This is a genomic window from Rhodococcus sp. NPDC058521 (assembly GCF_042719695.1).
Lineage (GTDB): Bacteria > Actinomycetota > Actinomycetes > Mycobacteriales > Mycobacteriaceae > Rhodococcus_F.
The window spans coordinates 13,979-26,678 of record NZ_JBHXNL010000017.1 but is presented as its reverse complement, the minus strand read 5'-3'; the positions used below and the strand labels follow the sequence as shown (position 1 = coordinate 26,678).

Annotated in this window: 11 protein-coding genes; 8 read left to right on the top strand and 3 right to left on the bottom strand. The window is 64.0% G+C overall.

The window, feature by feature from the left end:
• Window positions 1–99: 99 nt before the first annotated feature.
• Window positions 100–1,422 carry a UDP-glucose dehydrogenase family protein gene (locus ACFWO3_RS20150; protein ID WP_378581071.1) on the bottom strand — a complete coding sequence of 441 codons (1,323 nt, stop codon included), beginning with the start codon at window positions 1,420–1,422 and terminating at the stop codon, window positions 100–102.
• 126 nt (window positions 1,423–1,548) lie between these two features.
• Between ACFWO3_RS20150 and ACFWO3_RS20145 the strand changes: the two genes are divergently transcribed.
• Entirely contained in the window at window positions 1,549–2,067 is a 519-nt protein-coding gene (locus ACFWO3_RS20145) for a protein tyrosine phosphatase (protein WP_378581070.1), read from the top strand.
• Between the two features lie 148 nt (window positions 2,068–2,215).
• On the opposite strand, the gene aztA is transcribed toward ACFWO3_RS20145, so the two are convergent.
• On the bottom strand, window positions 2,216–2,938 hold the full coding sequence (aztA, locus tag ACFWO3_RS20140; RefSeq protein WP_378581068.1) for a zinc ABC transporter ATP-binding protein AztA: 723 nt from the start codon (window positions 2,936–2,938) through the stop codon (window positions 2,216–2,218).
• A 19-nt stretch (window positions 2,939–2,957) separates the two neighbouring features.
• On the opposite strand from aztA, the gene aztB reads away from it, so the two are divergent.
• The 6 genes from aztB to ACFWO3_RS20110 all read left to right on the top strand — a co-directional run bounded on the left by aztB (window position 2,958) and on the right by ACFWO3_RS20110 (window position 10,458).
• On the top strand, window positions 2,958–3,785 hold the full coding sequence (aztB, locus tag ACFWO3_RS20135) for a zinc ABC transporter permease AztB (RefSeq protein WP_378581066.1): 828 nt from the start codon (window positions 2,958–2,960) through the stop codon (window positions 3,783–3,785).
• A gap of 33 nt (window positions 3,786–3,818) precedes the next feature.
• A complete protein-coding gene (locus ACFWO3_RS20130) occupies window positions 3,819–5,090 on the top strand; it encodes an ABC transporter (RefSeq protein WP_378581063.1) in 1,272 nt (423 codons plus the stop codon).
• A complete protein-coding gene (gene aztC, locus ACFWO3_RS20125; RefSeq protein ID WP_378581061.1) occupies window positions 5,087–6,001 on the top strand; it encodes a zinc ABC transporter substrate-binding protein AztC in 915 nt (304 codons plus the stop codon). Before ACFWO3_RS20130 ends, aztC begins: the two co-directional genes overlap by 4 nt.
• Window positions 6,002–6,069: 68 nt before the next feature.
• Complete coding sequence (aztD, locus tag ACFWO3_RS20120; RefSeq protein ID WP_378581060.1) at window positions 6,070–7,239, top strand: zinc metallochaperone AztD; 1,170 nt, start codon at window positions 6,070–6,072, stop codon at window positions 7,237–7,239.
• Window positions 7,240–7,376: 137 nt separating this feature from the next.
• The gene (locus ACFWO3_RS20115) at window positions 7,377–8,129 is read left to right on the top strand and encodes an HAD family hydrolase (RefSeq protein ID WP_378581151.1); all 753 of its coding nucleotides are present in this window, start codon (window positions 7,377–7,379) and stop codon (window positions 8,127–8,129) included.
• The gene (locus tag ACFWO3_RS20110; protein WP_378581058.1) at window positions 8,119–10,458 is read left to right on the top strand and encodes a glycoside hydrolase family 65 protein; all 2,340 of its coding nucleotides are present in this window, start codon (window positions 8,119–8,121) and stop codon (window positions 10,456–10,458) included. Before ACFWO3_RS20115 ends, ACFWO3_RS20110 begins: the two co-directional genes overlap by 11 nt.
• A 3-nt stretch (window positions 10,459–10,461) precedes the next feature.
• On the opposite strand, the gene ACFWO3_RS20105 is transcribed toward ACFWO3_RS20110, so the two are convergent.
• The gene (locus ACFWO3_RS20105; RefSeq protein ID WP_378581057.1) at window positions 10,462–10,800 is read right to left on the bottom strand and encodes a hypothetical protein; all 339 of its coding nucleotides are present in this window, start codon (window positions 10,798–10,800) and stop codon (window positions 10,462–10,464) included.
• Between the two features lie 425 nt (window positions 10,801–11,225).
• On the opposite strand from ACFWO3_RS20105, the gene ACFWO3_RS20100 reads away from it, so the two are divergent.
• A complete protein-coding gene (locus ACFWO3_RS20100) occupies window positions 11,226–12,617 on the top strand; it encodes a wax ester/triacylglycerol synthase family O-acyltransferase (protein ID WP_378581055.1) in 1,392 nt (463 codons plus the stop codon).
• Window positions 12,618–12,700 lie beyond the last annotated feature (83 nt).

Genomic DNA, 12,700 nt, shown 5'->3' with positions numbered 1-12,700 from the left:
GATGTCGAAAATCCCCCACTCCGTGAACCGAGACTCTAACCGAAGCCTCCGACGAACATCCTCGCCGCAAACGATCTACCAGCACATCGGTGGCGCACGTCACCGTCGGCCCAGGCCTCGATAATCCCAACCGGCGTCACGCCACGACTGTGCGTCGAGGCAGTTGCGTCCGTCGACCATCACCCGTCGACCGACGACGGACTCGAGGTCGCCCGGTTCCAGGTTGGCGAATTCCTTCCACTCCGTGAGCAGCAGAATCGCATCCGCGTTCTCGCACGCCTCCGTGACCGAAGTGGCGTAATCGAGTGTGGGAAACAGTCGACGAGCGTTGTCCAGCGCCTTGGGGTCGTACACGCTGACCACGGCACCGTGGAGCTGCATCATGCCTGCGACGTTGAGGGCCGGTGAGTCACGCACGTCGTCCGATTCGGGTTTGAAGGCAGCACCCAGAACGGCGACGTTTGCACCGAGCAGTGATCCGCCGCAAGCTTGCGCGGCCAGTTCCACCATGCGAGTACGACGACGCATGTTGATGCTGTCCACCTCACGCAGGAAGTGCAGAGCCTGGTTGGCCCCCAGCTCACCGGCGCGAGCCATGAACGCGCGAATGTCCTTGGGAAGGCACCCACCCCCGAAGCCGAGTCCGGCATTGAGGAATCGGCGGCCGATTCGAGCGTCGTAGCCCAGGGCGTCGGCAAGCTGAGTGACATCGGCCCCCGTCGCTTCGCACACTTCGGATATCGCGTTGATGAAGGAGATCTTCGTGGCGAGGAAGGCATTGGCCGACACCTTCACCAACTCTGCCGTCGCGAGGTCCGTCACGAGAAACGGAACGTCGCTGTCGAGCAGGTCCGCATACAGTTCGCGAAGCCGAGATTCGGCGTTGCCGGGACGGTCACTGTCGACGCCGAGCACGAGTCGATCCGGGCGCAAAGTGTCCTCGACTGCGAATCCTTCGCGCAGGAACTCGGGATTCCAGACCACCTCGACGTCGTCGCCTGCGGGTGCCAGCCGGCGGACGCGAGCGCCCAGCTCGGTTGCGGTACCCACCGGGACGGTCGATTTCCCGACGATCACCGAAGGTCCGTCCAGCAGCGGCGCCAGGGTGTCGATCACGGAGTGCACGTGGCGAAGGTCTGCGGCGTACTCACCCTTCTTCTGTGGCGTCCCCACACCCACGAAGTGCAGGTCCGCGAAGGCAGCCGCCTCCTCGTACGACGTGGTGAACCGCAGTCGACCTGCATCGATGTTGCGGCGGAGCACGTCCGCGAGCCCAGGCTCGTAGAACGGCACTTCGCCCGAGGAGAGTTTCGCCACCTTGCCCGGGTCGATGTCGACGCCGAGCACGTCGTGACCGAGCTCGGCCATACAGGCCGCGTGGGTCGCCCCCAGGTACCCGGTTCCAAACACGGTGCAGCGCATACCACCTTGATAATCCCGGTAGGTGATCACCGCGGATACCTCATCGGTGTGTAGGACCAACAGCACGTGTACAACAGGTGAGGTGCCTGTTCGGCGCACGACTTTCGAGACCTTATGCTTTCGGTCATGCATGTTCTCTTCGTCTGCACCGAAAACGTCAGCCGCTCCGCAACGGCCGAACGCATCACCACTGCATTCGCCGAGGAAGTCGGCACGACCGAACTCGTTGCATCGAGTGCGGGAACGAAGGCCAAGGCTGGTCAGCCCATGGAGAAGACCGCGGCAGCAGTCTTGGAGGGCTTGGGCGGAGACCCGAGCGGTTTCAGCGCCCGCGGCCTGACCGCAGAGATCGCGGGCGAGGCAGATCTGGTCCTGACAATGACCGAGAGCGACCGTGACGAGGTCGTGAAGCTCGCTCCGAAGCAGTCGAAGAAGACGTTCACCCTGAAGGAAGCAGCACGCCTCGCCGAGGCTTCGGGTGCGACCACCGTGTCGGCTCTCGATGCTGCGCGCTCCAAGTTCACTACCTCGGACGGCCCCGAGGATGTAGCCGATCCTTCGGGTAAGGACGAAGACACTTACCTGTCGGTGGGTTCGGAGATCGCCGAACTGACGGGCGCCCTGACACGCTCGGTGCGTTCGTGACCGCTACCTGTTCGCCCAGAAATTAGAGTGGCCCCGCCAAACCGGGGGGGTGGGTTGGCGGGGCCAGCGCAACCAGCCGGGGGGGTTGGCTGGACGTGCGTTCCTCACAGTAGACCCAACCTCGCCGAGATGCACGCTTTTCACATGTTTAATTTCTGTAACGCTCGTCTGCACCGGGCCGGAACGCGCCGACACCAGCACTACCTGCGGCGATAGTCCGCTGATACCAACCGGTTTCGCTGTTTGCAGGCCACTCCCGAACTGAACCTCGTTCAAGTTCGATGACCTGATCTGCACGCGCCGCACCCGCCATGTCGTGGGTCGCCACGACCACCGTCGAACCCCGCGCGGACTCCTCCGCGATCACCTCGTCGATCACCGTTGCCGCTTCCGCATCGAGGCCCGTACTCGGTTCGTCGAGGAGGAGGAGATCACCTCGTTGCACGAGCGCCTGGGCGAGCAAGGCGCGTTGACACTGTCCGCCGGAGAGTGTCGACAACCTCCGGTGCCGGATAGCGGCCAACCCGAGTCGATCGATGGCCGAATCGATGCAACGCCGGTCGGATCGCGACACTCGACGAAACAGGCCGGCGCGCTCCCAGGCTCCCATCGCCACCACTTCCCGTACGGACAGCGGAAGGCGGGAACCCACGACACTTCGCTGCGGCACGTACGCCACCGACTTCGGCACTCCCTCGATCGAACCCGAAGCGAGGTCGACGACCCCAGCCAGCACTTGCAGAAGGGTCGACTTTCCGGAGCCGTTGTGTCCGACGAGCGCACTGACCGTTCCCGGCTCAAACCGTGCGTTCACGCCGCACAGCGCTGTGTTCACGCCATACCGAACGGTCAATTCGCTTGCGACAATCATCGTCAATTAGGTTAGCAGCGTGCAGTGGCTACTCGATCCGTTCACCGTGTCGTTCGTCCGCAGAGCCCTTCTGTCGGGCATGCTCGTGTCGATCCTGTGCGCCCTCGTCGGAACTTGGGTGGTCCTGCGCGGAATGGCTTTCATGAGCGATGCCGTATCCCACGGCATGCTCCCCGGTATCGCAGTTTCGTACCTGGTGGGCGCCAACCTCATGGTCGGGGCCGCCGTCAGCGCGATCGCCATGCTCGCCGGAATAGCTTGGGTATCAAAGGATTCGGAGCTGTCCGAGGACACTGGAATCGGCCTGCTGTTCGCCGGGATGCTTGCCCTCGGCGTGGTGATCGTGTCCAGATCGAGTTCGTTCGCCGTCGACCTCACCAGCTTCCTGTTCGGTGATGTCCTCTCGGCCACGGTCGGTGATCTGTGGATGCTCTTGGGAACGGTCGTTGTTGCGGCGGCGGTTTCCCTCGTGTGCTTCAGACCGTTTGTGGCCTTGGTCTTCGACGAACGAAAAGCGTTTACGCTCGGACTCCACCCACGTATCGCCCACGTCGCCCTCCTTGGTCTCGTTGTCCTCGCAGTGGTCGCATCGTTCCGAGTAGTGGGGACCTTGCTGGTGTTCGGGCTTCTGATCGCCCCCTCCGCCACGGCATATCTGCTCGGCCGCTCGATCATCGCAACCATGTCACTGGCCGTGCTGTTCGGGTGGTCGGCAACCTTCATCGGCCTTCTGACGTCGTGGTACGGCGACACTGCGGCGGGTGCCACGATCGCGGGTGTCGCGGTGGCGCAGTTCTTCGTAGTCGGCGCCGGGCGCGCAGCCCAGCGACGCCTCCGTTTACGATAACGATTATCGCTTCCTTCAACGGATGGAGATCTCGTGCGTCAGTCCATGCTCGTCCGCGGTGCTGTCGCGGCAGCGTCCGCCTCCCTGATACTCACCGCCTGTGGATCCGAACCGGACCAGCCCGAAGCGGGATCCGCTAGAGCAGGCAGCGACCTCGCCGCAGAGGCCGGCTCGACGGAGGTGGACGGACCCAGTCCGCGTCTGGTTCTCGCCGATGCCGATTCCGGCCGGGTCGACATCGTCGACCTCACGACGGAGGAGTCCCTCCACTCGTTCGAGTTCGAGGACGCCACGAGGCTCACCACCGTCAACGATCGGTACGTCTACGCCGTGAACGGAAAGGGCAACGTTGCCCACGTCCTCGAACCCGGTTCATGGACCATCGATCACGGCGATCACACGCACTCGTACACCAAGGATCCGACCGAGCTGGGGAAGCTCGAGGGTGTGAAACCGGCACACGTCATCACCGGCGATCGCAAGGTGACCACCTTCTTCGACGGTGAGGGCAAGGCGGAGGTGAACACGTTCGGCGAACTGTCGGACGGAAACGCGGACGCCGAATTCTCGATCGCGGCCGACGCACCACAACACGGAGTGGCGATACCCGTCGACGACCATTTCCTGGTCTCGCATTCCACAACCAACCCCGACGACACCCGTCCAGGGTCGTTCGAGCTGCGTGACGCACGAGGCGAGATCGTGAAGACCTTCGGCACTCCGTGCCCACGTATGCACGGCACCGCCGCGTTCGACAAGTATGCGGTCGCGGCGTGCGACGACGGGCTCTTCGTCGCTTCCACCGATGGCACGGAGTGGAGGTCGGAGAAGGTGCCCTACCCAGAGGGCATCACCCCGGAGTCACGGCCCACCACGTTCCGCGAACAGGATTCCGTTCCGGTTCTCGCCGCCACCGCAGGCCCTGCCGCGACCAACGACGGGATTCTGGCGTTCGATTCGGCAACACGCGGCTGGACCCACATTCGCACCCCGGATCGCGCTCTCGACGTGAATCTCTCGGGTGACGGCAAGACCGTGTTCGCCGTGCTCGCCGACGGCACGTTCCGTAGCTACGATGTCGCCACCGCGGCGGAGACAGCGTCCGCACAGGCCCTGAGCGAACCGTTCGATTGGAGCGACACGTCGCAGGCCAAGCCGTCCGTCCTCGTGTCCGGCAAGCGCGCCTACGTGAGCGACCCGGCCGGATCGCGGGTGCAGGAAATCGACTACCGCGACAACGCGCGCATCGCCCGCACGCTCGACGCAGGATTCACCGTCGGTTCGATGAGCGTGGTCGGCGAATGACCCGCACGGCGGCCGTCTTCTCGGTCCTGATCGGCCTGGTTCTTGCGGTCGCCGGCTGCTCCGTGGACATGAACGGAGACCGCCCGACCGTGGTCGTGACCACCAACATCCTGGGCGACATCACACAGAACATCGTCGGGGATGCCGCGGAGGTTCGAGTCCTGATGCCACGCAACGCCGATCCGCACTCGTTCGAAGTCTCCGCTGCAGAGTCAGCCCGAATCGCGTCGGCAGACCTTGTGATCTCGAATGGCCTCGGCCTCGAGGAGGGCATCGCGAAAACAGTCGATGCCGCACGCTCCGAGGACGTTCCGGTTCTCGAGGTAGCGCCTGCGGTCAACCCGATCGCCTTCGACGCCGGCGCCGGTGCAGGTACACCCGACCCACATTTCTGGACGGACCCGGACCGGGTCGCCGACGCGGTAGGGCTGATTCGCGACGCCGTCGTCGAGCACGTGGACGGCGTGGAAGCGTCCGTAATCGATGAACGCGCGCAGAGATATGGCGGCCGGATATCCGAGCTCACCTCGACGATGACGGCACGTTTCCAATCCATCCCCGAACCGCAACGCATTCTGATCACCAATCATCACGTGTTCGGCTATCTCGCACAACGATTCGACTTCGACGTGATCGGGGCCGTGGTTCCGAGCGGTACGACTCTGGCGTCGCCCAGTTCTGCAGATCTGGCAGATCTGTCCACCGCGGTGCGGAACTCGGGTGTCCGGGCGATATTCGTCGACTCGTCACAACCTTCGAAGCTGGCCGAAGCACTGGCGAAGGAGTCCGGGACGGACGTCGAGGTGGTCGCGCTGTTCACCGAGTCGCTGGGGGAAGACGGATCAGGGGCAGCCACCTACCTGGAGATGATGACATCCAACACCAACCGCATCACCAAGGCCCTGCAATGAGGCCCTACATGCGATAATGCGCATTATTGGCTTTGACAACCCTTTGCAACACGAGTTGTCTTCCACTCGTGAAGACACGAAATCGAACCCGCATCCCAACCGTCGCAGTCGCGCTCGGCGCGTCGGCTGCGCTCCTCGTCGGCTGCTCCTCGGACAATTCCTCCACTGACACGCAGTCCGCCGCTCCCGCCGGTCCACGACTCACCGTCAGTTACGACGGTGGCGTCATGGTCCTCGACGCCGACACACTGGATGTCGTCGACACCGTCGATGACATCGATGGATTCGTCCGCCTGAATCCTGCAGGTGACGGCAGGCACGTCCTGGTCAGCACCGGCAACGAGTTCACGGCCCTCGACACAGCTGAGCCGGCACTGACCGACGTCAGCTTCCCCGCCGAGAAGCCGGGCCACGTGGTCCGTCACGACGGAAAGACAGTGCTGTTCGACGACGGCACCGGCAAGGTGAGCATCTTCGATCCCATCACTCTGAGCGACGGGCAGCCCGAAACCCACGAGCACACCACTGCCGAGCCGCACCACGGTGTTGCGGTGGAACTCTCCGACGGAACTCTGGTCACCACGCTCGGCAACGAGGACGAGCGGCAGGGCATCGTCGTACTCGACGAGCATGGCCACGAAACTGCTCGCAGCGAGGAGTGCCCGGGCGTGCACGGTGAAGCCGTCGCGGCCAACGAGGCGGTGTCGTTCGGTTGTGAGAACGGAGCCCTCGTCGTCAAGGACGGCGCCATCACGAAGATCGCGTCACCGGACCCGTACGGACGGATCGGCACGCAGGTCGGCACCGAGGACTCTCCCATCCTGCTCGGCGACTACAAGACGGACCCCGAGGCTGAGCTCGAGCGGCCAGAACGAGTGTCGCTCATCGACACGGCGACCAACCAGATGTCTCTCGTCGAGCTCGGCGCCAGCTACAGCTTCCGGTCGCTCGGCCGTGGACCGAACGGCGAAGCTCTCGTGCTCGGCACAGACGGCGCCCTACACGTCATCGACCCGAACACCAAGGCGGTCACCGCAACGATTCCGGTCGTCGAGCCGTGGACGGAGCCTGAAAAGTGGCAGGACCCCCGCCCCACCCTGTTCGTGCAGGGCGGTACCGCCTACGTCACCGACCCGGCGACCAAGAAGATCAATTCCGTCGACCTCGCGTCGGGGAAGGTGAAGGCCGAAGCTGAACTTCCGGAGACTCCCAACGAGCTCACCGGGGTCACCGGCTAGCAACGGGCGCATGCGGTTCGGTTGTCGAGTGTTGTCATCCCTCCACAACCGAACCGCAGGTTCCTGGGAACGGTCACAACACGCGGTGGCTCATCCGCCACGGATTCAGGGTGTTCGGTTGTAGCGTCAGAGGAGTGATGGGACTCCCCGGCAACATCTCGGCGTGTCTGTTCGACCTCGACGGTGTGCTGACCGGCACCGCGGTACTGCACAGGAAGGCGTGGAAACAGACGTTCGACGATTTTCTGCGCCGTCGTGACGGCGAGGGTTTCGCGCCGTTCACCGACGAGGACTACCTGGACTACGTGGACGGCAGACCCCGAGCGGACGGCGTGCGCGCCTTCCTTCGGTCCCGCAAGATCGCGCTTCCGGACGGCTCGGCGGACGACCCGCCATCCGACGACACCGTCAACGGCGTGGGTAACCGCAAGAACGAGCTGCTGCTGAAGGTCATCGAGAAGGAAGGGGTAAGTCCCTATCCGGGCTCGGTGAAGTACATCCAAGCCGCGTACGAGCACGGACTGAAGATCGCCGTGGTCACCTCGTCCGCCAACGGCAAGTCGGTCCTCGATGCCGCCGACCTCAGCCGATACGTCCACATCCGCATCGACGGCGTCGTCATCACCGACCGGGGTCTACGCGGGAAACCCGCACCCGACTCCTTCCTGGCGGGCGCCGAGGCGCTCGCGGTACCACCGGAGGACGCGGCCGTATTCGAGGATGCGCTGTCCGGGGTCGAAGCCGGTCGCGCGGGCAAGTTCGGCTACGTGGTGGGCGTCGACCGCGTGAACCACGGCGATGCCCTGCGCGAACATGGCGCCGACATCGTCGTCACCGATCTGGCCGACCTGCTGAGCGGGACTTACGAAGCCGGTGTGCATGGACGCTGAGGGCTACGAGATATCACCGTGGGAACTACGCTGGCGCGGCCTGGACCTCGAGGCCCTGCACCGAACGGAATCGACGTTCGCACTCTCCAACGGACACATCGGTATCCGCGGAAGCTTCGAGGAAGGTGAGCCACGTGGGCTCGCCGGCACCTACCTCAACGGCTTCTACGAGCAGCGCGAACTCCCCTACGCCGAAGCCGGCTACGGGTACCCGGAAGACGGGCAGACCGTCGTCAGTGTCACCGACGGCAACATCATCAGGCTGCTCATCGAGGACGAACCCCTCGATATGCGTTACGGCGACGCCCCTCACCACGAGCGGGTCCTCGACTTCCGATCCGGAACGCTGCGCCGCACCACCGAATGGGTCTCCCCCACCGGCAGAAGGGTGCGAATCCGGTCCGAGCGACTGGTGTCGTTCTCGTCGCGCGCCGTCGCCGCCATCCGATACGAGGTCGAACCGCTCGACGGCGAACTCGAACTCGTCCTCCAATCCGACCTGTTGGCGAACGAGCCGCTGCCGACCAAGTCGGACGACCCACGGGTCGCCGCCGCGCTCGACAACCCGCTGGTTGCGGACTTCGCCGCTGCCAGCGGCTATCGCGCTGTGCTCGCCCATCACACCCGCTCGTCTAACCTCTACGTGGCCGCCGGGATGGACCACGAGATCGACTTGCCGGCCGATGCCCGCTGCAGCATCGACACCGAGAAGGATCTGGCCAGACTGACCGTCGCCGTCGACGTTCCGGCAGGCAAGACGTTGCGCGTCACCAAGTACCTGGCTTACGGGTGGTCGGCTCGACGATCGGTGCCGGCGTTGCGCGCCCAGGTCGACGGAGCGCTCGCCGGAGCGATGGAAACCGGGTGGGAAGCCTTGCTCCAACGGCAGCGCGAGTACCTGGACAATTTCTGGGCCGCCGCCGACGTCGAGATCGAAGGAGACGCCGAACTCCAGCAAGCAGTCCGCTTCGGTCTATTCCACGTGCTGCAGGCCGGCGCCCGTGGTGAATCACGAGCCATTCCCGCCAAAGGCCTGACCGGACCCGGATACGACGGGCACGCGTTCTGGGACACCGAGACATACGTATTGCCCGTCCTCACCTACACCATGCCGGACGCCGCCCGCGACGCGTTGCGCTGGCGGCATTCGACACTGGACACCGCGAAGGATCGCGCGCGACAGCTCGGACAGACAGGTGCCGCATTTCCCTGGCGTTCCATCAACGGTCAGGAATGTTCGGGCTACTGGCCGGCCGGCACGGCAGCATTTCACGTCAACGCGGACGTCGCAGCGGCGACGGCACGCTATCTGGCCGCCACCGAAGACACCGAGTTCGAGACCGAATGCGGGCTCGAACTACTCGTCGAGACGGCCAGACTGTGGTGCTCGCTCGGCCACCACAATTCTCAGGGTGAATTTCGAATCGACGGAGTAACCGGGCCCGACGAGTACACCGCCATCGCCGACAACAACGTGTTCACCAATCTGATGGCCCAGCAGAATCTGGTGGACGCCGCCACCGTCTGCACGAAGCACCCCGACCTCGCACGCGACCTCGGGGTCGACGACGAGGAGACCGCCCTGTGGCGGGACGCCGCCGAACACATGCGGATCCCGTTCGACGATGGATTGGGCGTGCACCAGCAGTCGGACGGATTCACCCATCACGCCGACTGGGACTTCGCGGGTACACCAGCGGGCACGTATCCGCTCCTTCTCAACTACCCGTACTTCGACCTGTACCGCAAGAGAGTGGTCAAGCAAGCCGACCTCGTCATGGCGCTCTATCTGCGTGGGGACGCCTTCACCGACGAACAGAAGCTCGCAGACTTCCTGTACTACGAGGCGATCACCGTCCGCGATTCGTCACTGTCCGCGTGTATTCAATCCATCGTGGCCGCGGAGATCGGAGACCTGCAACTCGCCTACGACTACCTTTCCGAAGCCGCCCTCACCGATTTGCACGACCTGCACTCGAACGTCTCCAACGGTCTGCACGTCGCATCGCTGGCCGGGTCCTGGCTGGGATGCGTCGCGGGATTCGGTGGAATGCGCGACCACGGCGGAAACATCAGTTTCGCGCCGCGGATCCCCGAACAATTGAACCGATTGGCATTTCACATGCTCGTTCGAGGAAGTTGCATCGGGGTCGAGATTCATCAGCACACCGCGTCCTACACCCTGGTGCGCGGTGAGCCGATCCTGTTGTCTCATCACGGCGAGCCGTTCACTCTCGGTACCACCCCGGTGACGCACGAGATCCCCCCATTGCCGGATATCCCCGAGGTGCGCCAACCACACGGCCGCGAGCCCGCCCGGCGCGGTTGAGGTTCACGCTCCCACCGACTGGCGACGAGGGCGCACCGGAGCGGTGAGATCCCAGATCGCGGCGGACTCATGAATCCCGATGCACGGAGTGCCGAGTTCTCGTGCCCGTTGCAGGGCGGCTGCTTCGATCGGTGAGCACATCCCGTCCAGGACGTCTTCGCTCGCGATGACGCACAGCACCTCGCCGTGATTCCGGCGGACAGGAAGAATGCCCTCGGACTGCAGCCAACCCTTCACCATGGCCCAACGGGTGGCCTCGGCACTGGTCCCGGGTGCGCCGAGGAACAACACCCGACGGGGAGTGCGATTGCGCGCAATTCTGATGTCCGAAACGTTCTGCATGTCGAAAACCTCTGTCCGAGTGTATTTCTACGAACAATCGTTGATGTTGTTCGCGGTATGCATTCACTATCGAGCATCACCCGCCGCACGCATTCCCCCATCGGCATCACGTTCGGGACCACACCGCCGTCCCCCGATCGGGGGACACGCCCCCCATTACCGATTTACATTCGCTGAAAATGTGTCCCGCGCAAGCATTTTCGCCTTCAATCAGTTTCACGATGCTGAAGTCTTGACTGGACGTTTGTCTAGTGGCAGGGCACGAACAGGCGTAGTACTAATTGAGACCGACACCCTGTTCGTTTCCCTTCCGATACCTTCGCGCAACACCGCACGGAGGTCGTAGATCAGGTCGTCGCCCCATACCGACCGACCGCCGCCGCGCGCATCCGGGGGGATGCGTGAACGCCGGAGAGGATTCGCACATGCTGATGCCGATGTCCCCACTCGACTCGATGTTTCTCCTCGGCGACGCACCCGAGCATCCTCTGCACGTCGGTGGAATCCAGATCTTCCAACCTCCCGAAGGTGCCGATGCCCGCGACGTCCGGGACCTCCTCGACTCACACATCGAGGACGAGCCGGGCAACGTGTCCGAGAGGTTCGCGAAACGTCCGCGACGAACCCTGATGACCCTCGGCCAGTGGGCGTGGGACACCGACTCCGCTGTCGACCTGGACCATCACTTTCACAAGAACGCCCTCCCGACACCTGGCGGAGATCGAGAACTGACGAACCTGTGCGCACACCTGCACAGCACCCCTCTCGACCGCACCCGCCCACTGTGGGAAATGCACTTCATCGAGGGGCTCCGCGACGGACGGTTCGCGATCTACACGAAAGTCCACCACTCGATCATGGACGGGGTGACCGCCATGAAGGTGCTGCGCCGCTCGCTGAGCGAGAACTCCGAGCAACGGGGCATGTCGGCGCCGTGGCAGAACCACCCGAAGGCGGAAACCAACGCCGAACAGCGCGGTATCCGCGTGGTCGATCTCCCCGGCGCTGCCGTACGCACCGGGCGTAGCCTCCTCGGCGAGGTCGCCGGAACGGTTCCGGCACTCGCCACCACCGTGTCACGCGCGGTACAGGACCGCGGCGGCGCCATGTCGCTGTCCGCGCCCCGCACCATGTTCAACGTCCAGGTCTCACGTGCGCGGGACTACTCGGCGCGAGCACTGCCGCTGGAGCAACTTCGTCTCGTCGCGAAGTACGCCGACGCCACCATCAACGACGTCGTACTTGCCATGTCCTCGGGAGCGCTGCGGTCCTACCTCTCCGACCAGTCGGCACTGCCTGACGAACCATTGGTCGCAATGGTGCCGGTGTCTCTCCACGACCGAACAGGGACCGAGGAAGGAAATGCCGTCGGGGTCCTGATGTGCAACCTCGGCACTCACCTCTCCGATCCGATCGAGCGGTTGAGCACCATTCGGACGTGCATGAACGACGGCAAGACTTCCTTGCGTGCTATGAGCCCCACCCAGGTGCTGACCATGAGCGGTTTGGGCGCGGCCCCCGCGGGTGCGAACATGTTCTTCGGACGTAACCCGCTGCCGAGGCCCCCGTTCAATCTGGTGATTTCCAACATCGCGGGGCCCAGCGCTCCCCAGTACTGGAACGGCGCGCACCTCGATGCCCTGTACCCGCTTTCCGTGCCGATGCATGGCCAAGCCATGAACATCACCTGCACCAGCAGTGACGACACGATCTCGTTCGGCGTCACCGCCTGCCGAAAGTCGGTTCCGGACCTGCAGTCGTTCCCAGGACGCTTGAGTGCCGAATTGGCAGCTCTGGAGAACGCATTCGGAATCTGAGAAACGTGACATTGAACACAGTCGAATTTTCGGTTCCGCGTACCGTGGACGTCCGAGCCTGACTCCGCGATCGCCAATTGCGC